The 25,584-nt window shown below is 69.7% G+C and carries 24 protein-coding genes and 1 riboswitch; of the genes, 11 read left to right on the forward strand and 13 right to left on the reverse strand.

From position 1 onward, the window contains the following. Window positions 1-2 precede the first annotated feature (2 nt). A complete protein-coding gene (locus G5B31_RS13245) occupies window positions 3-683 on the reverse strand; it encodes a class I SAM-dependent methyltransferase (RefSeq protein ID WP_165018409.1) in 681 nt (226 codons plus the stop codon). A gap of 19 nt (window positions 684-702) precedes the next feature. After that, window positions 703-1,479 carry a hypothetical protein gene (locus tag G5B31_RS13250; RefSeq protein ID WP_165018411.1) on the reverse strand — a complete coding sequence of 259 codons (777 nt, stop codon included), beginning with the start codon at window positions 1,477-1,479 and terminating at the stop codon, window positions 703-705. Between the two features lie 130 nt (window positions 1,480-1,609). Here G5B31_RS13250 and neuC point away from each other — a divergent pair, with 130 nt between their 5' ends. The 3 genes from neuC to G5B31_RS13265 are packed head-to-tail and all read left to right on the forward strand — an operon-like array spanning window position 1,610 to window position 5,249. Next, on the forward strand, window positions 1,610-2,731 hold the full coding sequence (gene neuC / locus G5B31_RS13255; RefSeq protein ID WP_165018413.1) for a UDP-N-acetylglucosamine 2-epimerase: 1,122 nt from the start codon (window positions 1,610-1,612) through the stop codon (window positions 2,729-2,731). Then, entirely contained in the window at window positions 2,731-3,975 is a 1,245-nt protein-coding gene (locus G5B31_RS13260; protein WP_165018415.1) for a 3-deoxy-D-manno-octulosonic acid transferase, read from the forward strand. Before neuC ends, G5B31_RS13260 begins: the two co-directional genes overlap by 1 nt. Further along, entirely contained in the window at window positions 3,972-5,249 is a 1,278-nt protein-coding gene (locus G5B31_RS13265; protein WP_165018417.1) for a 3-deoxy-D-manno-octulosonic acid transferase, read from the forward strand. Before G5B31_RS13260 ends, G5B31_RS13265 begins: the two co-directional genes overlap by 4 nt. Here the strand turns inward: G5B31_RS13265 and G5B31_RS13270 are convergent. From G5B31_RS13270 to G5B31_RS13310, 9 genes are all read right to left on the reverse strand, one after another. After that, on the reverse strand, window positions 5,236-6,027 hold the full coding sequence (locus tag G5B31_RS13270) for an SDR family NAD(P)-dependent oxidoreductase (RefSeq protein ID WP_165018419.1): 792 nt from the start codon (window positions 6,025-6,027) through the stop codon (window positions 5,236-5,238). The two genes, G5B31_RS13265 and G5B31_RS13270, sit on opposite strands and share 14 nt — an antisense overlap. Continuing rightward, the gene (locus G5B31_RS13275) at window positions 6,020-6,739 is read right to left on the reverse strand and encodes a cytidylyltransferase domain-containing protein (RefSeq protein WP_165018421.1); all 720 of its coding nucleotides are present in this window, start codon (window positions 6,737-6,739) and stop codon (window positions 6,020-6,022) included. Before G5B31_RS13275 ends, G5B31_RS13270 begins: the two co-directional genes overlap by 8 nt. Further along, window positions 6,736-7,671 carry a Gfo/Idh/MocA family protein gene (locus tag G5B31_RS13280; protein WP_165018423.1) on the reverse strand — a complete coding sequence of 312 codons (936 nt, stop codon included), beginning with the start codon at window positions 7,669-7,671 and terminating at the stop codon, window positions 6,736-6,738. Before G5B31_RS13280 ends, G5B31_RS13275 begins: the two co-directional genes overlap by 4 nt. A 23-nt stretch (window positions 7,672-7,694) precedes the next feature. Then, complete coding sequence (locus G5B31_RS13285) at window positions 7,695-9,131, reverse strand: amidase (protein WP_165018425.1); 1,437 nt, start codon at window positions 9,129-9,131, stop codon at window positions 7,695-7,697. A gap of 109 nt (window positions 9,132-9,240) precedes the next feature. Next, entirely contained in the window at window positions 9,241-10,266 is a 1,026-nt protein-coding gene (locus G5B31_RS13290) for an extracellular solute-binding protein (protein ID WP_165018427.1), read from the reverse strand. A 22-nt stretch (window positions 10,267-10,288) separates the two neighbouring features. Further along, entirely contained in the window at window positions 10,289-11,092 is an 804-nt protein-coding gene (locus G5B31_RS13295; protein WP_165018429.1) for an ABC transporter permease, read from the reverse strand. Beyond that, window positions 11,085-11,993, reverse strand: coding sequence for an ABC transporter permease (locus G5B31_RS13300; RefSeq protein WP_165018431.1), 909 nt, complete (start codon window positions 11,991-11,993; stop codon window positions 11,085-11,087). The genes G5B31_RS13295 and G5B31_RS13300 overlap by 8 nt, the downstream gene beginning before the upstream one ends. Before the next feature lie 2 nt (window positions 11,994-11,995). Further along, a complete protein-coding gene (locus tag G5B31_RS13305; protein WP_165018433.1) occupies window positions 11,996-13,063 on the reverse strand; it encodes an ABC transporter ATP-binding protein in 1,068 nt (355 codons plus the stop codon). A gap of 150 nt (window positions 13,064-13,213) precedes the next feature. Then, the gene (locus G5B31_RS13310) at window positions 13,214-14,662 is read right to left on the reverse strand and encodes an amidase (RefSeq protein ID WP_165018435.1); all 1,449 of its coding nucleotides are present in this window, start codon (window positions 14,660-14,662) and stop codon (window positions 13,214-13,216) included. A gap of 136 nt (window positions 14,663-14,798) precedes the next feature. Then, a riboswitch (cobalamin riboswitch) is annotated at window positions 14,799-14,986 on the forward strand. Between the two features lie 127 nt (window positions 14,987-15,113). Between G5B31_RS13310 and G5B31_RS13315 the strand changes: the two genes are divergently transcribed. From G5B31_RS13315 to G5B31_RS13335, 5 genes are read left to right on the forward strand one after another with little or no spacing between them, the layout of a single operon-like run. Then, a complete protein-coding gene (locus G5B31_RS13315; protein ID WP_165018437.1) occupies window positions 15,114-17,015 on the forward strand; it encodes a TonB-dependent siderophore receptor in 1,902 nt (633 codons plus the stop codon). 57 nt (window positions 17,016-17,072) lie between these two features. Continuing rightward, window positions 17,073-17,924, forward strand: coding sequence for an ABC transporter substrate-binding protein (locus G5B31_RS13320; protein ID WP_165018439.1), 852 nt, complete (start codon window positions 17,073-17,075; stop codon window positions 17,922-17,924). Continuing rightward, a complete protein-coding gene (locus tag G5B31_RS13325) occupies window positions 17,921-18,904 on the forward strand; it encodes an iron ABC transporter permease (protein WP_165018441.1) in 984 nt (327 codons plus the stop codon). The genes G5B31_RS13320 and G5B31_RS13325 overlap by 4 nt, the downstream gene beginning before the upstream one ends. Next, entirely contained in the window at window positions 18,901-19,638 is a 738-nt protein-coding gene (locus G5B31_RS13330) for an ABC transporter ATP-binding protein (RefSeq protein WP_165018443.1), read from the forward strand. Before G5B31_RS13325 ends, G5B31_RS13330 begins: the two co-directional genes overlap by 4 nt. Further along, complete coding sequence (locus G5B31_RS13335) at window positions 19,635-20,297, forward strand: adenosylcobinamide amidohydrolase (protein ID WP_165018445.1); 663 nt, start codon at window positions 19,635-19,637, stop codon at window positions 20,295-20,297. The genes G5B31_RS13330 and G5B31_RS13335 overlap by 4 nt, the downstream gene beginning before the upstream one ends. Window positions 20,298-20,542: 245 nt before the next feature. On the opposite strand, the gene G5B31_RS13340 is transcribed toward G5B31_RS13335, so the two are convergent. Further along, on the reverse strand, window positions 20,543-20,857 hold the full coding sequence (locus G5B31_RS13340) for a DUF6476 family protein (RefSeq protein WP_165018447.1): 315 nt from the start codon (window positions 20,855-20,857) through the stop codon (window positions 20,543-20,545). Between G5B31_RS13340 and G5B31_RS13345 the strand changes: the two genes are divergently transcribed. Continuing rightward, window positions 20,856-21,908: an RluA family pseudouridine synthase gene (locus tag G5B31_RS13345; RefSeq protein WP_165018449.1), complete on the forward strand. Its 1,053-nt coding sequence runs from the start codon at window positions 20,856-20,858 to the stop codon at window positions 21,906-21,908. The genes G5B31_RS13340 and G5B31_RS13345 overlap by 2 nt on opposite strands. Before the next feature lie 185 nt (window positions 21,909-22,093). On the opposite strand, the gene G5B31_RS13350 is transcribed toward G5B31_RS13345, so the two are convergent. Continuing rightward, on the reverse strand, window positions 22,094-22,276 hold the full coding sequence (locus tag G5B31_RS13350) for a hypothetical protein (RefSeq protein ID WP_165018451.1): 183 nt from the start codon (window positions 22,274-22,276) through the stop codon (window positions 22,094-22,096). Window positions 22,277-22,390: 114 nt separating this feature from the next. Here G5B31_RS13350 and G5B31_RS13355 point away from each other — a divergent pair, with 114 nt between their 5' ends. Both G5B31_RS13355 and rpoH read left to right on the forward strand, forming a co-directional pair. Beyond that, window positions 22,391-24,370, forward strand: coding sequence for a potassium transporter Kup (locus tag G5B31_RS13355; protein ID WP_165018453.1), 1,980 nt, complete (start codon window positions 22,391-22,393; stop codon window positions 24,368-24,370). Window positions 24,371-24,605: 235 nt separating this feature from the next. Then, complete coding sequence (gene rpoH / locus G5B31_RS13360; protein ID WP_165018455.1) at window positions 24,606-25,499, forward strand: RNA polymerase sigma factor RpoH; 894 nt, start codon at window positions 24,606-24,608, stop codon at window positions 25,497-25,499. Window positions 25,500-25,584: the final 85 nt, after the last annotated feature.

Consider the following 25,584-nt stretch of genomic DNA (forward strand, 5'->3'; position numbering starts at 1 on the left):
TCTCAGCCCACAAAAGACGGAAGATCGGCGACCGGCCACAGCGCGAGATACTTGCCCGGCCCCTGGCCTTTTTCGGCAGCGGCGCCCTCGGCGATCAGCCGGACTGGTGCCGGCAGGTTGAAGGGCGCCTTGGTCAGATCCAGCGCGCGCCATTGCCCGGTCAGTATGTCCTCGTTCGCGGGTGTCGAAGGATAGATCGTTGTCAGCAGCCACGTCGATCCCGAGGCGCGGATATTGTCCAATGCCCGCTTCACATGCTCATGCGACAGATGGACCAGGCAGTCGCGGGTAAACACCATGTCCCCCTTCGGCACCGGGCCGGCGATCAGGTCGATTACCTGGAAACTGCGTCCCGGCCCGCCGTGGCGCGCGGTGTTCGCGGCTATCAGCTCCGGCACAATGTCGCCGCCGAGATATTCGATCCCGTCCAGATCGACATGCTGCATCCAGAAGAAGTCGCCGCAGGGCACGTCGACCAGCCGCCTTATGCCCAGCTCGGCCAGGAGAGGCGGCAACTGCGGGCGAAGCTCGGCGGTTGCCTTCAGGTTGGAACCTTTGCCCGAACGGCTGTCGGGGTCGCGCCATTTGTTCCGCCGGAAATAATCCGAAAAGATTTCCTGCGGCGAATGGATCGAGAGCCTGCGCCGCCGGAGCAGTTCCTGTATCGCCTTGATGAAACCCATGCCCCGCTCCGTTAAATATCTATCGGCTGCGCAGCGCATCCGGGGTGAGCCGGCCGCCGTGACCCGTCCAGTAATCGACCGCCCATTGCACCTGACCATGCCCCAGATGGGGCAGCGTGTCCCAGAAGCCGGTGCCTGGGCGGATCAGATCGGCCGGGCGTGGCCGGCCGTGGAAGGCCAGGACGCGGGCCGATGCCGGTGGCGCCCTGGGGGGCAGAACCAGGTCCAGCCCGACAGGCCGCCGCAAATGGCGTTTGAACGACAGCACCCAGCCGGGCGGAAAGAAGTCCAGGCTGCGCGCATGGGCGCCAACGAAATCCTGTTCGTTCTGAAACCGCGCCATTGCACCCGCAGGATCGGCAAGGAAAGCATCGAGAATCTGCGTCTCGGCCCCGAAGTCGAAGGCGAAGATCGAGGTGGCGACCGCCTTGTCCGGCCCATCGCGCGGTGGCTGTTCCCAGGCCGGTCCCATATCCGTGGCGACAAAGCCTTGGCCCCAGTCGAAAAGATCGTCCAGCCCGGCAAAGACCATCATGTCTAGGTCGATGAACAGGCAGCGCCCCCGTAGCCCGTGCAGGTTGGCCCCATAGATCGCCAGCTTCGGCCAGATGCCGGGCAGGAACCAGTCCTGCGCGGAAAGCCCGATGTCGGGAATCGGCAGCGCCTCGATCCCGGCGAGAAAGCCGGTGGCGTCGTCTGTCAGGCAGACGAAGCGAAAGGGGGCCGGGATGTGGGCACGGCAGGCATTGAACAGGACGTTGACGTAATCCGCAGGATAGAGCGTGCCCCATTTCATGCAAAGGACGGTGCGACTGACAGTCATGGAAAGGGACACCCGATCTGGGACGATTTCCGCCGTGGCTAGACAATCCGCAGCGTCCTGTCCATATCGACATGATCCCGTCAGCCGGAAGACCCCTGACCGCATGACCCGCCGCATCCTCTTCCTCACCGGCACCCGCGCCGACTTCGGCAAGCTGGAGCCGCTTGCTGCTGCCGCGCGGGATGCCGGGCATAAGGTCGGCTTCTTCGTCACCGGGATGCACATGCTGGACCGTTACGGGCTGACGAAGATGGAGGTGGCGCGGATGCCCGGCGTCGCGGTGCACGACTTCGTCAACCAGCGCCCCGGCGATCCGCAGGATGCGGTGCTGGCCAAGACCGTCACCGGCTTCTCCGACTACGTCGCCGAGCACCGCCCCGACCTGATCGTCATCCACGGCGACCGGGTGGAGGCGCTGGCGGGGGCGCTGGTCTCGGCGATGAACTACGTCCGCTCGGCCCATGTCGAGGGCGGCGAGGTCTCGGGCACCATCGACGAGGTGTTCCGCCACTGCAACACCAAGCTCTGCACCCATCACTTCGTCTCCTCCGAGGCCGCCGCCCGCCGGGTGATGGCCCTGGGAGAGCCGCAGGACTGCATCCATGTCATCGGCTCGCCCGAGCTGGACTTCCACGCCCGCCCCTCCGGCGTGACGCTGGAGGAGGTGAAGGCGCGCTACGCCATCCCCTTCGCCGATTACGGCATTGCCACCTTCCACCCGGTCACCTCGGAACAGGCCACCATGGGGGCGCAGGCCGCGGCGCTGTTCGGCGCGCTGGAGGCCTCGGGGCGGCATTTCGTGGTGATCGCGCCGAACAACGACCCGGGCTCGGACGCGATCTTCGCCGTGCTGGACCACCTGCCGGAAGAGCGGTTCCGCGTGCTGCCGTCTATGCGCTTCGCCCATTTCTCCGAACTGATGAAGAACGCCGCCTGCATGGTCGGCAATTCCAGCGCCGGCGTGCGCGAGGCGCCCTTTCTCGGCCTGCCCTCGCTGGACATCGGCACGCGGCAGTCGAACCGCTCCGACGCCTCCTCGGTCACCGCCTGCGAGGCGGAGGACACCGCCGCCATCGCGGGGTTCCTCGCCCGGGAATGGGGGCGGCGGCACGCGCCGGATGCGGGCTTCGGCCAGGGCAGCGCGGCGGGGCGCTTCGTGCAGGTGCTGGCGGACCCCGCCTTCTGGGACCGGCCGCTGCAAAAGGCCTTCCAGGACCCCGGCTGATGGGCTGGCAGCTTGCCACCTACCGGCTTCTGTCCCGCGCCCTGCCGCTGGCGGCGCCTGTGCTGCTGCGCCGCCGGCTGGCGCGCGGCAAGGAGGACCCGGCCCGCTGGCGCGAGAAGCTGGGGGAACCTTCGGTGCCGCGGCCGGAGGGACCGCTGGTCTGGCTCCATGCCGTCGGGCTGGGCGAGGTGCTGGCGCTGCGCGGCCTGATCGCCGCCATGGCGGCGCAGCGCCCGGAGCTGAGCTTCCTCGTCACCTCCTCCGCCCGATCCTCGGCGCAGGTGATGGCGGCCAACCTGCCGCCGCGGACGACGCACCAGTTCCTGCCGGTCGATGCCCCGCGCTACCTGCGGCGCTTCATCGCCCACTGGCAGCCCGGTCTGTCGGTCTGGGCCGAGCAGGACCTCTGGCCCGGGGCGGTGCTGGAGGCCGACAGGGCAGGGGTGCCGCTGGCGCTGGTCAATGCCAGGATGAATGCCGCCGCCTTCGTCCGCCGCAACCGGGTGCGGGGGCTTTATGCCGGCCTCCTCTCCCGCTTCCGGCTGATCGCCGCGCAGGACCGGGCCACGGCGGACAACCTTGCCGCCCTGGGGGCCGGGCAAGTGCGCGTCACCGGATCGCTCAAGGCCGCCGCGCCGCCGCTTGCCGCCGATCCGGCGGAACTGGAGGCGATGCAGCGCGCGCTGGCCGGACGGCCGATCTGGCTGCTCGCCTCCTCGCATGAAGAGGATGAATCGGTGGCCCTCGCCGCCCATGGCGAAAGGCTGGTGGCGGCCCCGGAAACCCTCCTCGTCATCGTTCCCCGCGATCCGCCGCGGGGGCCTGCGATTTGCGCGGCAGCCGAGGCGCTCGGCCTGACCGTCACGCGCAAATCGCTGGCCCCGCATCCGGCCCCGACGGCGCAGGTCCATGTCGCCGACGCTTTCGGTGAACTCGGCCTCTGGTATCGCCTCGCCCCGCTGGCGCTGATCGGCGGCACCTTCGGCCCGACCGAAGGCCACAACCCCTGGGAGCCCGCCGCGCTGGACTGCGCCATCTTGCACGGCCCCCGCACCGCCAATTTCGCCGCCGATTTCGCGCAGCTCGACGGGGCAGGGGCTGCGCTGCCGGTCACGGCCGGGACCCTGCCGCAGGCCCTTGCGCAGGATCATTCCGACAGGACCGCCCGCGCCGCCGCCCTGTCGCGGGCCGCCGGCGGCAGCCTCGCCCCCCTCGCCGCCGATCTGCTGGGGCTGATGCGATGAGGCTGTTCCTCGCCCTCTGGTCGCTGCTCTGGACCGTCGCGCTGCCGGCGATCCTGCTCTACCTCCGCCGCCGCGGCCGCAAGGACCCGCTCTACGCGCAGCATCTGGCCGAGCGCTTCGGCCGCTACGCCCCGCTGCCCGGCGCGGTCTGGGTCCATGCCGTCTCGCTGGGCGAGATGCGCTCTGCCGTCCCCTTGGTCAGGGCGCTGCTCGACCGCGGCGAGACCGTCGTCACCACCCATTTCACCCCCGCCGGCCGCCGCGAGGCGATGCGGGTCTTCGCGCCCGAGATCGCCGCCGGCCGCATGGCCGCGGTCTGGGTGCCGCTGGAATTGTCCTGGTGCTTCAAGGGCTTCTTCCGCGCCTTCCGGCCGAAACTCGGGCTGGTGATGGAGGTGGAGATCTGGCCCCGCATGGTCTTCGCCGCCCGCGACAACGGGGTGCCGCTGTTCATGTGCAATGCCGGCTACCCGTCGAAATCGCTGGCCCGCGACCGGAAGTTCCCCCTGCGGCCCGCGGTGATGCGCGGCTTCGCCGGGGCGCTGGTGAAATCGCGGATGCAGGCCGGGCGCTTCGCCGCCATCGGTGTGCGGAACATCCAGGTCACCGGGGAGCTCCGCTTCGACCAGCCGGTGCCGCCCGCGCTACTCGCTGCCGCCGCGCCCGCCCGGCCGCTGCTGGCCGGCGCCCGCCCGGTAATCACCTTCGCCTCGGTGGTGGAGGGCGAGGACGACACCTACCTCGCCGCCATCGAGACCGCGCTGAAAGGCCCCAACCCGCCCTTCATCGTCTACGTCCCGCGCAAGCCCGAACGCTTCGACGACACCGCGCGGCTGATCGCCGACCGGGGCCTGCGCGCAACCCGCCGCAGCCAGATTTTCGACGAAAATCTGTGTCCCCGCCCGATGCCGCAGGCCGACATCCTGATCGGCGACAGCTTGGGCGAGATGTATTTCTACCTCGCGCTCGCCGACCGGGTGGTCACCGGCGGCGGCTTCACCCCGCACGGCGCCCACAACATCATCGAGCCCCTGGCGCTTTGCCGCCCGGTCATCGTCGGCCCGGCGATCCACACCATCGAATACCCGGCCGGGGAGGCCATCGCCGCCGGGGTCTGCTTCCACGCGCGGGGCCCGGAAGACCTGTCCCGCGCGCTGTCTCCCGCCGGCTGGCCCGGCCCCGCGGAGGCCGAAATCCGGGCCTTCCTTGCCGAGCATTCCGGCGCCACCGCCCGCACGATGCAGGCGCTGGAGCCGCTGCTCACCAGCCGCTGAAGCCGCCGTCGACGTTCAGAAGCTGCCCGGTCATGTAGCCCGCCGCTGGAGAGGCGAGGAACAGCATCGCATCGGCGATCTCGTCCGGCTTCGCCATCCGGTCCAGCATGATCAACTCGCCCACCCGGCGCTGGAATTCCTCGGAATGGCCGTTGAAGACGGCGCCCGGCGCGATGGTGTTCACCGTCGCCCCGCGCTTCGCCCAATAGCCGGCCAGCCAGACCGTGAGGCCGTGGATGCCGGCCTTGCTGACGCCATAGGCCGAGAAGTTCTTGAACGGCATCCCCTCGTAGATCCGGTGATGCGCCCCGTTCAGCGCATACATCGAGGCCACGTTGATCAGCGTGCAGGGCCATTTCCCCACGATGTCGCGGTCCATCTGCCGGGCCACCATGAAGGGGCCGGTCAGGTTGGTGCGCATGGTCTTCTCCCAGTCGCTGACCTTGAGGTCGGCGAAATCCGGGAAGGGCTGGCCCGCGCCCATCAGCAACTCGCCGGTGATGGCGGCGTTGTTCAGCACCACGTTCGGCTCCCAGCCGTCCTTCAGGATGCGGGCGAAGATCTCGGTGACCTGATCTTCGTCAGACACATCGAGCGGATAGAAGCGGAAGTTCGCGTTCTTCCCATGCGCTTCGACCAGCGCGTCGGCCCGCTTTCCCGGCAGGTCGGAGGCGATCACCCGCGCGCCCTCGGCCAGCATCCGGCGGACATAGGTGGAGCCGAGGACGCCCCCCGAGCCGGTGATGAAGACGGTGCGGCCTTTCAGCTGGTCAGTCATTGCGGGCCTCTTGCGCGGGATTGGATTGGGCTTCGGAGAGGAGGAATTCGACAAGGCGGAAGTCGAAGGGGCTGTCGATGTCGACGCAACGCTCCGGCGGCATCAGGAAGGGGATGACGCGGCCCTCCCACAGCCCCTTGGACCGTTTGAGATAGGCGGGCGAGACGACATAGGTGCTGGCCGCATGTTCGTAGACTGTGGGCGCCTGCTGACGGGCGACCACGCCGCCCGGCAGCGGCTTCGACACATGCAGCGCGCCGGAGGCATCCGGCTCCACGAGGTTGAAATAGGGATTCTTCCGGGCCTCGCAGCAGCTCATCACCATGTCGGGATGTTCGTTTTCGTAAAGCGCTAGCGCGCCGGAGATATCCTCGGGCAGGCGCAGCGGCGAGGTGCAGTCGAGGTCGAGGAAGGCATCGACCGGCCCGATGATGGCCTCCGATGCCTCCAGCGCATGCTGCCAGACGCCCCATTTCCCCGCCGTGTCGGTCGCCAGATGCGCAGGCCGCAGCCCGATCTCCAGCGCCCCCTTCGCCACCGCATGGGCGTAGATTTCCGCGTCGTCGGTGCTGACCACCACCGCATCCACCTGCGGATGCGCGAACAACTGATCCAGCGACCAGTCGATCAGCGGCTTGCCGCAGATCGGGCGGAAGTTCTTGCGCGGCACGCCCTTGCTGCCCTTGCGGGCGCCGATGTGACCCAGGATCATGGGATCTCCTTGGTGATTTCGCCGACGAACTGCCGCGCCGCCCAGGCCCGCGCCACCAGGCGCGCCGAGTCGAGGCAAGAGGACAGGACCGGCGTCAGCGGGTTGCCCGAGGTCTCCTCGCCCGAGGCCAGCGCCAGGAAGTCGCGCATGGCGTCGAGGAACATCGCGTTCCGCTCCAGCGGCAGGTCGAGCAGCCGCGGGCCGGCGGCATCGGTCACCCGATAAGCTTGCGCGGCGAAGTCGAAGTCCTGCATCCGCTCGGACCCGCGCAGATGCGCCCGCCGGTGCAGGCCGGGGGTCAGGTAGTCCATCGAGACATCGCCGACAAGCCCCTGACGCCGCAAGGAAATCCGGCTGGCGAAGTCCACCCCGGGGAAGGCGGCATGGCCGAGGCTTTCGACCGAGACCACCTCCAGCCCCGGGAACAGGCAGAGCGCCATGTCCAGCTCGTGGCACAGGTCCAGCAGCACCCCGCCACCTTCCGCCCGCGCGGCGTAGCTGTCCGAGAAGCGCCAGTCCGCCCGCCATTGCGTCACGTCATGGCCGATGGTCAGGGCGAACTGGAACACGTCGCTGAGGTCCATCGCCGCCAGCGCCCGCAGCGCCGGGTGGTAGCGCATCATGTAGCCCAGCATCGAGCGGCCGGCGACCGGGGCAGCGGCGGCGGCAATCGCCTCCACCTCGGCGGGCGCGAAGGCCAGCGGCTTCTCGATATAGATCGGCAGGCGCCGTGCCGCCGCGGCCTCGACCAGCGGCAGACGGATGTCGGTCGCGGTCGCCACCACCACCGCCTCGGCCCGGTCCATCGCCGCCAGCGCCCCGGCCAGCCCGGCCTCGCGCCAGGACAGCAGCTCGGTTTCGGCGCCCAGGGCGCCCAGATTGCCGTGATGCCGCCGCCCGATGGACCCGGCCCCGATCACCAGAACCCGCATGGATTTCCCCTTTCGGGACATGGCTAGCGCGAAACCGCCGCCTCCACCAGAGGCGGGCGCTTCTGCGGCCATGCGGTCGCCCGGTGCCAGGCCTGCCCGATCGCCAGCACGCCGGCGTCATCGCCCGAGCGGCCGATGATCTGCATCCCGGAGGGCAGGCCCTGCGGCCCGAACCCCAGCGGCACCGACAGCGCCGGCAGACCGATCAGGCTGGCCGGGACCACGACCTCCATCCAGCGGTGGTAGGTGTCCATCTGCCTGCCCGCAATCTCCTGCGGCCAGCGCCAGTCCGCCGGGAAGGGCCAGACCTGCGCCGTGGGCAGCACCACGGCGTCGAAGCGGTCGAACATCCGCGCCGCGTGTTTATACCAGCGGCTACGGATCAGGCTGGCCTCATGCACCGCCTGCGCGGTCAGGCCGAGGCCCTGCTCGATCTCCCAGATCGTCTCCGGCTTGGTCTTCTCCCGTTTTGCCGGGTCCTCGGCGAAGGCACGCTTGGCGCCGGCGTTCAGCATCGCCCGCAGGGTGGCCCAGGACCACCACAGCCTTTCGGCCGGGAAGGGCGGCGGCAGGGGCTCCACCACCGCGCCCAGGGACTCCAGCACCTTGAGACCCCCTTCGCAGGCCTCCAGAATCCCCGGCTCCATCGGATAGGCGCCGCCCCAGTCGGCCAGCCAGCCGATGCGCTTGCCCTTCACCCCGGCCTCCAGCCCCGACAGCAGATCGGGCACGGCGCGGGGGAAGGGGACCTCGGGGTTCTCGCCCGCCTGCACCTGCAGCAGCCGCGCCACATCCTCCACCGTGCGGGCCATCGGCCCCTCGGTCGCCAGCGTCGCCAGATGGGTGTCGCCCTCGGCATCCGCGGGCACCAGCCCCCAGGTCGGGCGGAAGCCGTAGACGTTGCAGAAGCCGGCCGGGTTGCGCAAGCTGCCCATCATGTCGGACCCGTCCGCCACCCAGAGCATCCGGGTCGCCAGCGCCGCCGCCGCCCCGCCGGAAGAGCCGCCGGCGGAGCGCGACAGGTCATAGGGATTTCGCGTCACCCCGAAGACGGGGTTGAAGCTGTGCGACCCCTGTCCCCATTCCGGCACATTGGTCTTGCCGGTGAAAACGGCGCCCGCCGCCCGCATCCGCGCGGCAAGGATGTCGTCCTGCGCCGGCACATGACCGGCGTAGAGCGGCGAGCCCCAGGTCGTCCGCAGCCCCGCCGTCGCCACCAGGTCCTTCACCGCCAGCGGAATCCCGTGCAGCCAGCCCTTCGGCTCTGCATCGTCCAGGCGGCGGGCCTCGGCCATCAGCGCGTCCGGGTCGCGGGCCGAGACGATGGCATTCGCCGCCGGATTGACCGCCGCCACCTGCGCCAGATGCGCCGCCATCACCTCGGAGGGCGCCAGTTTCCGGGCATGGATCAGCGCCGAAAGCTCCGTCGCCGAAAACTCAAGAACATCTGCCCACTTCATCTTGGCCCAAATACTCCACGGGGGTCCGGGGGTGTGAAACCCCCGGCGGCCGGCCAAACGGAAATGCCGGGGCCGCGAACAGCCCCGGCACGGTCTCATGCCGCAGGAATCACTTCTGCAGTTCGGTCCAGATCGCGGTCATGTATTCCTGCGCCTTGGGCGAGCAGGTGGGCAGGAAATGCCCGGCCGCCTTGAACTCTTCCGGGACGACCACTTCCGGCGCGGTCTTCATGTCCTCGGGCATGAATTCCTCGGACCCCTTGATCCCGTTCGCATAGCGCGCGAAGGACGAGATCATCGCCGCATTCTCGGGCAGCATGATGAAGTCCAGGAACTTGTAGGCCTCGTCGACGTTCTGCGCATCCTTCAGCAGCGCCACCGAATCCATGAACAGCGGATAGCCCTCGCGCGGGTAGCCATAGGCCACGTCGGGATTGGCCAGCCGGATGCGCATCGCCGCGCCGTTCCAGTAGACCGAGGCCGCCCAGTCGTTGTTCGACATCCGCTCGGTGGCGCCGTAGTCCATCGACAGCCAGTCGGGCTTGGCCGCGATCAGCGCGTCGCGCGCCTTCTTCAGCACCTCGGTGTCCTCGGTGCAGGCCTCGCCGCCGACATACCAGATGGCGAGGTTGACGATGTCGTTCATCTCCGGGGTGACGTTGATCTTGCCCTTCAACTCGTCCGGCACGTCGAGGAACACCGCCGAGGTGTTGATGTCGCCGCCGTAGACCTTGGTGTTCACCACGATGCCGGTGGAGCCCCACTGCCACGGGATCGAGAACTTGCGGCCCGGATCCCAGGCGACATCCACCCATTGCGGGTCGATGTTGCCGATGTTGGCAAGGCGGGAATGGTCCAGTTCGGCGATCAGGCCCTCGTCGCGGAAGATCGGGATGTAGTTGGCCGAGGGCACCACCAGGTCGAAGCCGTGGCCGCCGGCGCGGATCTTGGCCAGCGCGGTGTCGTTGGCGTCGTAGTCGGTCACGGTGACGGTGATCCCGGTCTCGGCCTTGAACTTCTCCAGCAGCTCCGGGCTGGTGTAGTTGCCCCAGTTGTAGAGTTGCAGCACCCCTTCGGCCGAGGCGAGGCCCGTCGATGCCAGAAGCAGCGCGGTTGCGGTCAGCAGTCTTTTCATTGTCGTCTCCCAGGTTGGTGTTTCAGTCTTTCTTGCGCGTCAGCAGGAAGAAGGCGGTCAAGAGCACCACGGTCACCGCCAGCAGCATGGTGGACACGGCGTTGATCTCGGGCGTCATCTGCCGGCGCAGCTGGCCCAGCATGTAGGTGGGCAGGGTGTCCTCGCCGCCGGATTTCACGAATTCGGTGATCACCACGTCGTCGAGGCTGATCACGAAGGCCAGCATGGCGCCGGCGACCATCCCCGGCGCCAGCAGGGGCAGGGTGACGCGGCGGAAGGTCTGCCAGGGCGTGGCGTAGAGATCGGCCGCCGCGGTCTCCAGCGCGTTGTCCATGCCTTCCAGCCGGGCTCGGATCGGCAGATAGGCGAAGGGGATGCAGAAGGCGGAATGCGCCAGCACCAGATAGCCCAGGCCGTGGATGCCGGTCGCCTGCTTGATCACCCCGAACAGGATCATCAGGGCGACGGCGGTGACGATCTCGGGCACCATCAGCGGCTGGTTGATCATCACGTAGATGAAGGTCTGGCCCCGGAACGCCCTGCGCCGGGTCGTCCCGAGCGCCGCCATCGTGGCGACGACGGTCGAGATGGCGGCGGCGAAGCAGGCGATGATCAGCGACCGCATCGTGGCATCCTTCACCTGGGTGTTGGCCCAGGCCTTGGCATACCAGTCGAGGCTGAACCCGCCCCAGACCGCGACAGAGACCGAGGCGTTGAAGCTGTAGGCGACCAGGGTGAAGATCGGCAGGTAAAGCGCCAGGAAGACCGCCACCGCCATGGTGGCGAAGCCGGGCAGGCGGGCGACGTGGAAGGACCGCTCAGCCATGGCTCGCATCCCGGTTGGCGTAGCGGACATAGACCAGCAGCGCCACGGTCACGATGATCAGCAGCAGCATCGACAGAGCAGCACCCAGCGGCCAGTTCTTGCCCTGCAGGAACTGCAGCTCGATGAAGTTGCCGATCATCATCTGCTTGCCGCCGCCGAGGACGCGCGGGGTGACATAGGCGCCGAGCGAGGGCACGAAGACCAGGATCGAGCCGGCGATGATCCCCGGCTTGACGATCGGCAGGATCACCCGGCGCAGCACCTGCCAGCGGCTGGCGTAAAGGTCGTATCCGGCCTCCAGGAGTTTCATGTCGAAGCGGTCGATGGCGGCGAACAAGGGCAGCACCATCAGCGGCAGGTAGACATAGGTCATGCCGACGAAGATGGCGAAGGGGCCGTAGAGCATGTCCAGCGGCGTCTCGATCACGCCCAGCTTCAGCAGCACCAGGTTGACCAGCCCTTCCTTCCGCAGCACCTCGTTGATGGCATAGGTGCGGATCAGCAGGTTGGTCCAGAACGGGATGGTGATCAGGAACAGCCACATCGCCCGCTGCTGCGGCGGCCGGGTGGCGATGAACCAGGCGGTGGGGAAGCCCAGGATGAAGGTGAAGATCGTGGTCAGCAGCGACAGGCTGACCGAACGCCAGAAGATCGTCAGATGCGCATCGGCCAGCACCCATTCCTCGGTGAAGATGTCCTTCGACCACAGGATGCCGCGCCAGCCGTTGGTGGAAAATTCCCAGATCACCCCGCCATACTGGCCGGACGACAGGAAGGAATAGACCAGCACGATCAGCAGCGGCCCCGCTGCAGCGCCGATCAGCAGCACCAGCGCGGGCAGCGACAGCAGCCAGCCGTTGCGGGCCGATGTCCTGATCGCGGTTTCCTCGGCGGGGCTCATCGTCAGTCCTCCACCCGCTGCACCGCGCCGGAGGCGAAGCGGATGCCGACGGCCTCGCCCTCGGTCAGGCCCGCCTCGCCGCTGGCGGGGCTTTGCAGCCGCGCCACCAGTTCGGTGCCGTCGGCCAGATGCAGGTGGCAATGGGTGTCGGTGCCGAAATAGACCAGCGCCTTCACCACCGCCTGCAACCCGCCATCGGCCGGATTGCCCAGCCGAAGCTGTTCCGGCCGCACCGAAACCGTGGTGGCCCCAGGCGCCGCCCGCAGGCCCGGGGCGTCGATCCGCTCGCCGGTCGCCAGCCGCAAGGCGCCGTCCTCGGCGGCGCCGGTCAGGAAGTTGGTCTCGCCGATGAAGCTGGCGACGAAGCGGTTCCTCGGGTGGATGTAGATCTCCTTGGCCGTGCCGACCTGCTGGATCTTGCCCGCCGACATCACCGCGATGCGGTCGCTCATCGTCAGGGCTTCTTCCTGGTCGTGGGTGACGAAGACGAAGGTGATGCCGGTCTCGGTCTGCAGCCGCTTCAGCTCGATCTGCATCTCCTTGCGCAGCTTCAGGTCCAGCGCCGACAGCGGCTCGTCCAGCAGCAGCACCTTCGGCTGCGGCGCCAGCGCCCGGGCCAGTGCGACCCGCTGCTGCTGGCCGCCCGACAGCTGCGCGGTCTTGCGCCCCGCCATCGCCGCCAGCTTGACCAGCGCCAGCATCTTTTCGGTGCGATCCTTCACCTCCGCCGCCGGCTTGCCCAGCATCTGCAGCCCGAAGGCCACGTTCTGCGCCACCGTCAGGTGCGGGAAGAGGGCATAGCTCTGGAACACCGTGTTCACCGGCCGCCGGTTCGGCGGCAGGGTGGTGATGTCGGCCCCGTCCAGCAGGATGGTGCCGCCGGTGGGCATCTCGAACCCGGCGATCAGCCGCAGGAGCGTGGTCTTGCCGCAGCCCGAGGGGCCGAGCAGGGTGAAGAACTCGCCCCTGCGGATGTCCACCGAAACGTCGTCCAGCGCCCGGACCGTCGTGGCCCCCTGCCCGAAGGCCTTGACCACGCCCCTTGCCGAGATCGTCACGTCATCGGTCACTCCGCCAGTCCCCCGTCGTTTTCGTTTTGATCATATTGGGCAGGGGTCTTCCCGCCTGACAAGCGATTCTTGCCCCCGCTCCTCGTTCGGCTTCGCCTCCTCGTCGCCGCATCGTGCGAGGAGGAACGAAGTTCCCGACGAGCCCGGGCCTCATCCCGCCATCGGCGCGCGCCGTCCCGCCCAGGGCGCCGCTCGCTCCATATCGGCGCAAAGGCCGATCAATTGCTCGTCCCGGCCGAAGGCCGCGGCCAGGTGCACGCCGATGGGCAGGCCCTCTCTCGACCATCCCAGCGGCAGGCTGGCGGCGGGCTGGCCGGAGGCGTTGAAGACGGCGCAGAAGGGGGAATAGGCGAAGATTCCCTGCGGCCCCATGCGGTAGCCGACGTAATCCTCGGTCGTGTGCGAGAAGCGGCCCACCTTCGCCGGCGGCTCGGCCAGGGTGGCGGACAGCAGGATGTCGGGGCCGCTGCCTGTTTCGGGGGCGAAGACCGCTGCCATCTCGCGGCCGAAGGCATGGATCGCACCCACGGCTTCCAGATAGCGGGTCGGATGCAGCGTCTCGGCATGGGCGCAGGCGCCGCGGCCGACGCCCTCGACCAGATCCCCGGTCAGCGGCCGCCCCTTCAGCGCCCGCCGGATGCCCAGAGCGGTGCCCACCGCCACGATGTCGGTCCAGGCCCGCATCATGCCGGCGATGTCGGCCCCGACCGTCACCGGCTCCACGGCATGCCCGAGGTCTTCCAGCAGCCGGCCCGCCGCCTGCACCGCCTCCGCCACCTCCGGGTGGATCGGCTCTCCGGTGAAGGTGCCCTCCACGATCCCCACCCGCAGCGGCGCGACGGGCCGCGAGATCGCCGCCATGTGCCCGCGCCCCAGCGGCGGCGCCCAGTAGGGCGCGCCGAGGTCGGCGCCCTCGCAGGCGTCCAGCATCGCCGCGGTGTCGCGGACGCTCCGCGTCAGGAAACCGTCGATCGCCATCCCGGCCCAGCCTTCGCCGACGAAGGGCCCGTCCGGCAGCCGCGCCCGCGTCGGCTTGAACCCGAACAGCCCGCAGGAGGACGCCGGTATCCGCACCGACCCGCCGCCGTCCGAGCCGTGCGCGATGGCGACGATCCCCGCCGCCACCGCCGCGCCCGCCCCGCCGGAAGAGCCGCCAGAGGTATGGTCGAGGTTCCAGGGGTTCCGCGTCGGCCCGCCGTAGACCGCCGCCTCGGTCGCCGCGCCGATGCCGCCCTCGGGGCTGGTGGTCCGCCCGAAGCAGACCACGCCGGTGGCCCGTATCCGCTCCCAGATCGCCGAATCCCTGGTCCAGCGGGTGTCGTGCAAGAGCCGGCTGCCGTTGTGGCCGGGATAGTCCACCGCTTCGGCGCCGAGGTCCTTCAACAGGAACGGCACCCCGCGGAACGGCCCCCGCGGCAGGCCCTGCGCGATCACCTTGCGCGCCGCCCCTTCCTGCATCTGCACCACGGCGTTGATCGCCGGATTGCGTGCCTCGACCGCCGCCAGCGCCGCGTCCAGCAGCTCGGTGGCCGAGACCTCGCCCGCCGCCACCATTTCCGCCAGCGCGGTCGCATCCCGCGCGCCAAGGTCGCCGATCATCCGATTCTCCCAAGCCTTCCGCCCCATGCTGGCCGCCCCGCGCCGCGCCGTCCAGCCTCTCCGCGCTTTTGCGACATCCCGATGACGCTCCCCGACCCGGGGGCGCAGCTTTCCCTTGACAGGCCCGGCGCCCCGGATATGGAGAACCTGCCTTGGTTTCCGGGCGTCACACCCCGGATGAAAAGGGAATGCGGTGCGATTCCGCAGCTGCCCCCGCAACTGTAAGCGGCGAGCAAGGACGGCATATGCCACTGGGAAACCGGGAAGGCCCGTCCGCGCCCCGACCCGCGAGCCAGGAGACCTGCCCGGGTGATCACCCTTTCTTCCGCGCGAGGGGCGCGGAGGCAGGCGGCTTCCGCCAGAGGTGACGTTCACCGCCGGCGGAAGGGGCGACCTTTCCCGGAAAACGCATCGCAGGGGCCGGATGGTCCCGCAAGGGAAAGGACGCCACATGCAAGGCATCTCCAGACTGGCCCTATGGGCCGCGCTTGCCGCCACTCCCGCCCTGGCGCAGGAGGAGGAGACGTTTCTCGGCACCATCACGCTGACGGCCCTGCGCACGGCCTTCGAGGACATCCGCACCGGCGTTTCCGTTTCCGTGGTGACCGAGGAAGACCTGGAGGAGGCCGGCGACATCCAGCTTTCCAGCTATCTCTCGCGCCTGCCCGGCATCAGCGTGGTGCAGAACGGCCCGATGGGAACGCAGACCAAACTCGGCATCCGCGGCGCCTCCTCGCGCTACGTCGCCGTCTACATCGACGGCATCCGGGTGGACGATCCCACCGGCATCGCCACCGAGTTCGACTTCGGCGCGCTTTCCACCGCCGATGTCGGCCGGGTGGAGGTGCTGCGCGGCTCGCAATCCGCGCTCTGGGGCGGCTCGGCCGTGGGCGGGGTGATCAACATCACCACCCGCGCCGCGCTGGAAGGCGGGCTGCACCAGTCCGTCGCCGTCGAGGGGGGCAGCTACGGCACCGCCAGCCTGCGCTATTCGCTGGGCTACAAGGACGACCGGATCGAGACCGCCTTCACCGCCTCGCGCATCCACAGCGACGGCTTCTCCTCCTACGACACCAAGCCGCGCGATCCTTCGCTCGAAGCCGACGGCTACGACGCCACCCGGCTGTCGTTCTCGACCCGCTACCGGGTCAGCGACACGCTGGCCATCGGCTTCTCGGTGTTCGGGCAGGATGCCGAGAATGAGTATGATGGCTATGCCGATATCGACGGCGATGGCTGGGAGGAGTTTACCGATACGACCACAGAACGGCAGGACCGCCGTGAGTTCGGCGGCCGTCTATTCGCCGAATACGAAATGGGCAACTCCGAGCATCTGTTCGAGGCGACGCGCTACCGGATTTCCCGGGACGACGAAGCTGCAGGGCTTGTCAGCACCTTCACCGGCGAAAGGCTCGGCTTCGGCTATCGCGGCACCACCGAAATCTCGCAGACGCTGACGCTGGTCTACGGGGCGGACTGGATGGAGGAGACGGCGACCAACGCCGCGCTGCCCGCCGGCGAGTCTACCCGTATCGGCGGGATCTACCTGCAGGGCATCTGGTCGCCCTCGGACGTGCTGGACCTGTCGCTGAGCCTGCGCCATGACGAGCATTCGTCCTTTGGCAGCCAGCCCAGCGGGCGGATCGCGCTGGCCTGGCAGGCGATGCCCGACCTGACCCTGCGCGCCGCCGCGTCCACGGGGTTCCGTGCACCTTCCCTCTACGAACTCTATGGTGATCCCAGTTGGAGCATTGGTCCCAACCCTGATTTGACAGCAGAGGAAAGCCGCAGTTTCGAGATCGGAGCCGACTACCGCGTCGGGGAGAGGGCCGATCTGAGCGTGACCCTGCTCGCCGTCGATACGGATGACGCGATCACCTACTGCGGGGACTGGGCTCCGGCCTGCCTGGGCACGCTGCCCCCCGGCAGCACGAACATGTATGAAAACGTCCCCGGCACCTCGAAGCGCCGCGGGATCGAGCTTTCGGGCGATGTCGCCCTGTCGGATGCGGCCAGCCTCGGGTTGTCCTACACCTACACCGATGCGCGCGGCCCGACCGGCGCGCGTCTCGGCCGGGTGCCGTTCCACAGCCTTGCCCTGACGCTGACGGGCGACCTCTCCGACCGGCTGTCGGGTCATGTCGGCCTGCAGCACGTCTCGGGGCGGCCCGCCGAGTTCGGCACGCCGCTCGACGACTATACGGTCGTCAATGTCGGGGCGAGCTACGACCTGACCGAAACCACCGAGCTTTCGATGCGGGTCGAGAATGTCTTCGACCGCGACTACCAGATCCTGCCGGGCTATGGCACTTCCGGGCGGGCAGCCTATCTCGGCCTGCAGATGAAGTTCTGATCCCCCGCGGGCCGGATGCCATCGCGTTCCGGCCCCGTCTCACGAAAGGGCGATATCATGGGCAAGGGCCGGGCAGGCAGGGCAGGGAGCGGGCCGCGCCTTCTCCGCGCGCTGGCCCTTGCCGCCTTCCTCGCCCCCCCGGCCCTCGCCGACGCCCCCGCCCGCGTCGTCTCGATGAACCTCTGCACCGACCAGCTGGCGATGCTGCTGGCGGCGCCGGGGCAGCTGGTCTCGGTCAGCCATCTGGCCCGCGACCCGCTGTCCTCCTCGATGGTGGCGGAGGCGGCGGCCTACCCGGAGAACCGCGGGCAGGCCGAGCAGATCTTCCTGCTGAAGCCCGACCTCGTGCTGGCCGGCACCTATACCTCGGTCCCCTCGGTGGAACTGCTGCGCCGCCTCGGCGTGCCGGTGGTGCAGGTCGCGCCAGTGAATTCGCTGGACGAGGTGACCGACCAGATCCTGCTGATCGGCCGCGCGCTCGGCCGCGAGCCGCAGGCCGAGGCGCTGGCCGAGGAGTTCCGCGCCGGGGTCGCCGCGCTGGACTGGACCGGGCCGGAGGCGACCGCGGCGCTCTACTACCCCAACGGCTATACCGCCGGCGAGGGCACATTGGCGGACGACGTGCTGGCCCATACCGGATTCCGCAACGTCGCCGCCAGTGCCGGGCTGACCGGCGGCGGCACCCTGCCGCTGGAGCGGCTGGTGCTGGCCGAGCCGGATGTGGTGGTCACCTCGACCCCCTATCCCGGCGCCTCGCGGTCCGAGGACCTGCTGACCCATCCGGCGCTGGCGGTGCTGCGGCAGAGGGCGGGGATCGCCACCACCACCGATGCCGACTGGATCTGCGGCACCCCGCATGTCCTGCGGGCGATGCGGGCGATGCGGACCGCGCGGGAGGCGCTGGAATGAAGATGCTTTTCCCGCTGCTGGCCCTGCTGGTCGCGGCGCTGTTCGCCGCCTCGCTGCTGATCGGCCCCGCGGGCCTCGGCCTCGGCGAAAGCCTCGCGGCGCTGTTCCGCGGCGAGGGCGGGCCGGTGGTGCTGGTGATGCAGGAGATCCGGCTGCCGCGCGCCATCCTCGGCCTGCTGACCGGGGCGGCCTTCGGGCTGGCCGGGGCGGCGATGCAGGGCTACCTGCGCAATCCGCTGGCGGAGCCGGGGCTGATCGGCGTCTCCTCCTCCGCTGCATTGGGCGCCGTCCTCGCCCTGCAGACCGGCCTTGCCGCCAGCTTCGCGCTGGCCCTGCCTTTGGCGGCGCTGGCCGGGGCGGCCGGGTCGGTGCTGGTGATCCTGCTGCTGGCCGGTCCCCGCGGCGGCGCGCTGGCGCTGATCCTTGCGGGCATCGCCATCTCGGCGCTGGCCGCGGCGCTGACCTCGCTGGTGCTGAACCTCTCGCCCAACCCCTTCGCGGCGATGGAGATCGTCTACTGGATGATGGGCTCGCTGGCCGACCGCTCGATGACCCATGTCTGGCTGGCCGCGCCCTTCATCCTGATCGGCATGGGCGCGCTGCTGACGCTTGGTCCCGGCCTCGATGCGCTGACGCTGGGCGAGGATGCGGCGCATTCGATGGGGGTGAACCTCGGCCGCCTGCGCTGGACGCTGATCCTCGGCACCGCCGCCGCCATCGGCGCCTCGGTCGCGGTGGCCGGCGCCGTGGGCTTCGTCGGCCTCGTCGTGCCGCATATCCTGCGGCCGCTGGTGGGCGCGCGGCCGTCGCGGCTGCTGCCCGCGGCGGCGCTCGGGGGCGCGGCGATGCTGCTGGCTGCCGACATCGCCACCCGCCTGATCGCTCCGGACAAGGACCTGAAGCTGGGGGTGCTGACCGCCATCGTCGGCACACCCTTCTTCCTGCACCTGATCTGGCGGATGCGGAGGGTGGAGGCATGACCCTGCTGGCGCTGGAGAACCTGACCGTGCGCCGCGGCGAATGCCCGGTGGTGGATGGCGTCACCCTGACCATCGGCGAGGGCGAATTCGTCGGCCTGATCGGCCCCAACGGCGCCGGCAAGACCAGCCTGCTGCGCGGCGCCCTCGGCCTGCTGCCGCATCAGGGCCGGTCCTCGCTGTCGGCGCTGCCGCCGAAGGCGCGGGCCAAGGCTGCCGCCTTCCTGCCGCAGGGCCGCGACATCGCCTGGCCGGTGACGGTGGAGACGCTGGTCGCCCTGGGCCGCGCCCCGCATGGCGGGACGGGTGCGGCGGCGGTGAACGATGCGCTGGACCGGATGGCCCTGCACGCCTACCGCCACCGCATCGCCACCGCGCTGTCGGGCGGCGAACAGGCGCGGGTGCTGATCGCCCGGGCGCTGGCGCAGGAGACGCCGCTGCTCCTGGCCGACGAGCCGGTGGCGGGCCTCGACCCCGAGGCGCAGATCCGCACCATGGAGGTCTTCGCGGGGCTCGCCGCCGAGGGCCGCGCCGTGGTCGCCTCGATCCACGACCTCGGCCTCGCCGCCCGCCATTGCTCGCGGCTTTTGATGCTGCACCGCGGGCAGCTGGTGGCGGACGGGCCGCCGGCCGAGGTGCTGACCGACCGGCGGCTGGCCGAGGTCTTTGGCATCCGCGGCTTCCACGCCGACACCCCCGACGGCCCGGTGTTCCAGCCGACCGGGGTGGTGCGGTGATCGAGGTCGCGCTGGACCGGCCCTGGCTGGCGGCCCGCCTGCCCGCGCCGATGCGCATCCTGTCCCATGCCCCCTATGGCGCCGGCTACCGCACCACCGACACGGTGCTGTGGCGCGAGGTCCGGAACGCCGACCTGACCCCGGATTTCCCGGTCGAGGACTGGTTCGCCGACCAGATGGCCCGGGCGCCGGGGGCGGTGGGGATGCTGACCTCGCGCGATGTCGGCACCTGGCGGCAGGCCGCGGCGCAGGTGCAGGACATCCGCGCCGCCTGCGTGGTGACGCTGGGCCTTTCCAACGCGGAATCGGTCGGGCGGCGGCTACCCTGGCATCCGGCGGATTACGGCACCATCAACATCCTCGCCGCCACCGACGCTGCCCTGACCGAGACGGCGCAGCTGGAGGCGCTGACCATCGCCGTGCAGGCCCGCACCGCCGGGGTGATGGCGGCGGGGCTGATGCTGGCGACCGGGCAGGCGACCGGGACGGGGACCGACTGCCTGGCGCTGGCCTGCAAGGCGGGGCAGGGCCGCTATGCCGGCCTGCACACCGCGGTGGGAGAGGCCATCGGCGCCTGCGTCCGGCAGGCGGTGGAAGCGGCCGCGGCCGACTGGGTGGCCTGGCGCGATGCGGAGCGGGCGCGGCGCTCGAGGGGGTGAGCCCTGCCGAGATGAGCCTTCGCGCCACCTACCCGATGAAGCTCCGGCCGGGTCAACAGGCGCGGAACGCGCCCCCGGCCAGCGCCCGACCGCCCCATGGGCGGGCGCTTCTGCGCCGTCGGTTCTCCGCTCGGGTCATGAGAGGGGCCGCCCCATAAAGCGCCGGCTACGCGCCGTCGGAAGCGCCCACCCGCGGTCGGGCACCGGCCTCTGTTGCGCGCGAGAGGCAGTCCGGCGAGATTGTATCAGGGATCGGCCGCGTCCAGCCGCAGCTCCTGCCGCAGCCGCCCCTCGGCATTGAACACGAGGATACGGCCGTCCTGCGTGACCACCGCGATCCAGCCCTTGCCGAAGGTCACCGCCTCTGCCTGCGTCCCTTCGGGCATCTCGATCCCCTCCGGCAGCTTCGGCACCCCCTGCAGCACCTGCGGCATCCGGGTGACAAGCAGCGCCACCACGGTTATGACACCGCCGATCATCACCAGCGTCAGCACGATCACCAGTGCTTTCAGCAATCTCAGCGAAGGCGGCAGGCCTTCCCCGGCCGGAGCTTCTTCCATGCAGGACCCTTTCGATGACGGGAACGAGGACGAGACCACGGCCCTGAGCGTCACCCTTGCCGGCGATGCGCCCGAGCGCCTTGATAAGGCGCTTGCCGCCGCGGTGCCAGAGGCGGCGGCGCTGTCGCGGTCCCGTCTTGCCCGGCTGATCGCCGAAGGCGCGGTCTTCCGCGACGGGCAGGCGGTGACCAACCCGAAGGAGAAGGTGCTGCCGGGCGAGGTCTTCACCCTGCGCCTCGCCCCCTCGGCCGAGGCCGACCTGCGGCCGGAGGCGATCCCGCTGGCGGTGGTGCATGAGGACGCCGACCTGATCGTGGTGAACAAGCCGGCGGGGATGGTGGTGCATCCCGCCCCCGGCAGCCCCTCGGGCACGCTGGCCAATGCGCTGATGCACCATTGCGGCGACAGCCTTTCCGGCATCGGCGGCGAGCGGCGGCCCGGCATCGTCCACCGCATCGACAAGGACACCACCGGCCTTCTGGTCGCGGCGAAGTCCGACCGGGCGCATCACGGCCTTGCCGCGCAATTCGCCGCCCATACGGTGACGCGCCGCTATCTGGCGCTGGTCCATGGCGTGCCGCAACCCGCCGACCCCCGCCTGCGCGGGGTGCGCGGCGTGACCTTCGAGCCCGGCGGGGTGATCCGCATCGCCACCGGCCTCGCCCGCCACCGCACCGACCGGCAGCGGCAGGCGGTGGTCTGGGACGGGCAGGGCCGCCCGGCGGTGACGCGGCTCCGGGTGCTGGAGGCTTTCGCCGACCAGGCCGCGCTGGTCGAATGCTGGCTGGAGACCGGCCGCACCCATCAGATCCGCGTCCACATGGCCCATGCCGGCCACGGCCTCCTCGGCGACCAGACCTACGGCGGCAAGCGCCGGCTGTCGGAGCGCGCCCTGGGGCAGGGCGCCGCCCTCGGCAACGCCTTCCCCCGCCAGGCGCTGCACGCGGCGACGCTGGGGTTCGTGCATCCGGCGACTGGCGAAAGACTGGAATTCGCAGCACCCCTGCCGGAGGACATGGAATCCCTCCTTGCCGCCTTGCGCGCGGGCTGAACCGTCGCCTTGTCGAGCGCCTTGCGGCGCAAGCCTTTTGTCTCGCCTCTGCGCGCAAGCGCGCAACCGGCTCGGGCGTGCCTCCGGCGGGGATATTTATGGACAGGTGAAATGGAAGATGCGCTCTTCCTCAAATTCATCTGTCCCTAAATATCCTCAGGGGGTTTGGGAGCAGAATGCCCCCATCACTCGACAGCAGCCGCAAGCGACTCCGCCAGCTGCCACGAAAGCAATGCCGCGGCAGCGGCGCCTTCGGGATCGGCGGACACCCCCACCGTGCAGGTGCAGCATCTTGCGCGGGCGATCACGGAAGCGTAACCTCCCGCCATCGCCGACTCGTTCGGCATGGTTTCGGAGCCAAAGCTCATCCCCCCTGCCAGGCGGGAGACCGGACATCAGCGACGCCTGCCGTTGCCCCCGTCCCCCTTCGACCCCCATCCCCAGCATTCAGGACCCGGTCGCCCCACGCGCCGGTGACACCCATGATCCATGATCCCGTCCGCATCGCGGACCAGCCCTCGCTTCCGCTGTTCGACGAAGAGGCGCTGGACATCGCCGATTATCTCCGTGCCGAGGCGGATGCCGAGGCCGACATCCACCAGGACCATACCCGCCGCCAGGGCCTTGCCGCGCTGGCGCTCGGCGCGGTCGGCGTCGTCTACGGCGACATCGGCACCTCGCCGCTCTATGCCTTCCGCGAGGCGCTGCGGGCCACCGGCGTCGCCCGCCCCGGCCCGCCCGAGGTGCTGGGCATCCTGTCGCTGCTGATCTGGACATTGATCCTGATCGTCACCGTCAAATACGTCTTCTTCCTCCTGCGCGCCGACAACCGGGGCGAGGGCGGCATCCTCTCGCTCTATACCCTGGTCCGGCTGGCGGTGGGGCGGCGGTCGATCCCGATCCTGCTGCTGGCGGTCGGTGGCGCCGCGCTCTTCGCCGGCGATGCGGCGATCACCCCCGCGATTTCGGTCCTCTCGGCGGTGGAGGGGATGGGCCTCGTCCTGCCGGCGCTGGAAAGCTATGTGCTGCCGGTCACGCTGGGCATCCTCGTGGCGCTCTTCGCGGTGCAGCGGCGGGGCACCGCCAGCGTGGCGCGGCTGTTCGGCCCGGTGACGGTGCTGTGGTTCCTGGTCCTCGCCGGCTTCGGCCTCTGGCACCTGATGGAGACGCCCTGGGTCACCTCGGCCTTCAGCCCGGTCTGGGGCGTCGGCTTCCTGCTGAACCACCCCGGCGTCGCCTTCGTCGTCCTCGGCGCGGTCTTCCTGGCGGTGACCGGGGGCGAGGCGCTCTATGCCGACCTGGGCCATTTCGGCCGCCGGCCGATCACCTGGGCCTGGTTCGGCCTGGTGCTGCCGGCGCTGGTGCTGAACTACCTCGGCCAGGGCGCCATGGTGCTGGCCCACCCCGAGCGGGCGGGCAATGCCTTCTTCGCCATGGCGCCGGAGCCGGCGCTGCCCTTCCTTGTCGCCATGGCCACCGCCGCCACCGTCATCGCCGCGCAGGCGGTGATCACCGGGGCCTATTCCATGGCCCGCGCCGCGGTCCAGCTGGGCTTCCTGCCGCGGCTGCGCATCCTGCACACGGCGGAAGGGCAAAGCGGCCAGATCTACATCGGCGCGGTCAACTGGCTGCTGCTGGCCGGGGTGGTCTGGCTGGTGGTGTCCTTTCGGTCCTCCGAGGCGCTGGCCTCGGCCTATGGCATCGCCGTCACCGGCACCATGGTGCTGACCACCATCCTGGGGGTGCTCTACCTGATCCGCTCCGGCAAGCTGGCGCCGCCGCTGGCGGTGCTGCTGGCCGCGCCGATCCTGGCGGTCGAGTCGGTGTTCCTGTCCTCGAACCTGACCAAGTTCGCCGATGGCGGCTATGTGCCGGTGCTGGTGGCCGCCGGGATCGGCGCGCTGATGTGGGTCTGGTGGCGGGGCGCGCAGGCGGTGCGGGTGCGGGTCCACCGGATGGCGGTTTCCGTCCCCTCCTTCGTGCGGATGATGCGTGACAGCTCCGCCCATGTCATCCCCGGCACCGCCTTCTTCCTGACCGGCGACCCCGACATCGTGCCCTCGGCGCTGCTGCACAACCTCAAGCACAACCGGGTGCTGCACGAGCAGACCGTGCTCCTGACGGTGGAGACGCTGCGTGTCCCCTATGCCACCGCCGAGGAACGCGCCACGGTCGAGCTGCTGGGCGGCTGCTTCCTGCGGCTGACCCTGCGCTTCGGCTTCATGGAGACGCCGAACGTCAGCCGCGCCATGGCCCATGCCCGCCGCGCCGGGCTGAGGTTCGACGTGATGGCCTCGACCTTCTTTCTCGGCCGCCGCCGGGCGGTGGCGACGGGCCAGGGGTTGGAGCTGCTGCTGGACCGCGCCTATGTCGCGATGAGCCGCTTCGCCGCCGATCCGACCGACTTCTACCACCTGCCGCGCGACCGCGTTGTGGAACTTGGGGAACGTGTTGCGATCTGAGCGGTTGTGTCCCTGCAGGCTCCGATGATCTGCCCGTCGCCCGTCGATGTTTGCGCTGACATTCCCGTGATGGGAAGGTCACAATTCTGGCGGGGCGACGGTTCCGCCCACATATCCCGTTGACACCTTGGTGATACGGGCACGAAGGCCCTGCCCTTGCAAAGGGGAAGATGTCACTTTAGGTAATCCGGTCCCCGGGGGCTGATGGCACCGGGGCGAACAATAGGGGGCAGAATTGAGCACCTACGCAAACCTTCCCGCGCCCAGTCCCGAACAGGGGCTGAACCGCTACCTTCAGGAAATCCGCAAGTTCCCGCTGCTGGAGCCGGAAGAGGAATACATGCTGGCCAAGGCCTGGGTCGACAGGCAGGACAGCGCCGCCGCCCACCGGCTGGTGACCAGCCACCTGCGGCTGGCCGCCAAGATCGCCATGGGCTACCGCGGCTATGGCCTGCCGCAGGCCGAGGTGATCTCCGAGGCCAACGTCGGCCTGATGCAGGCGGTCAAGCGTTTCGATCCCGAGAAGGGCTTCCGGCTGGCGACCTATGCGATGTGGTGGATCCGCGCCTCGATCCAGGAATACATCCTGCGGTCGTGGTCGCTGGTGAAGCTGGGCACCACCTCGGCGCAGAAGAAGCTGTTCTTCAACCTGCGCAAGGCCAAGGCCAAGGTCGGCGCGCTGGAGGAAGGCGACCTGCGCCCCGAGAATGTGGCCAAGATCGCCCATGACCTGTCGGTGTCGGAAGACGAAGTGATCGCGATGAACCGCCGCCTCGCCGGCTCGGACGCCTCGCTGAACGCCACCGTCGGGTCCGAGGACGGCGGTGCGCAATGGCAGGACTGGCTGGAGGACGAGGACAGCGACCAGGCCGGCGCCTATGCCGAGAAGGACGAGCTGGACACCCGCCGCGCGCTTCTGGCGCAGGCGATGTCGGTGCTGAACGACCGCGAGAAGGACGTGCTGATCCAGCGCCGCCTGGCCGACGAGCCGAAGACGCTGGAGGACCTGTCCGAAAGCTACGGCGTCAGCCGCGAGCGCATCCGCCAGATCGAGGTCCGCGCCTTCGAGAAGCTGCAGGCGAAGATGCGCGAGCTGGCCAAGGGCAAGGGCATGGCGGTGCCGGCGTAAGCCTGCACCGAAATCGGGACGGAGCCCTTGAAGGCTCCGCGGCGGGGTTTGCGAAAACTCCGCCCTCCCGGCCTCCGCGCGGCGG

Source organism: Rhodobacter sp. SGA-6-6 (genome assembly GCF_011043545.1).
Taxonomy (GTDB): domain Bacteria; phylum Pseudomonadota; class Alphaproteobacteria; order Rhodobacterales; family Rhodobacteraceae; genus Pseudogemmobacter.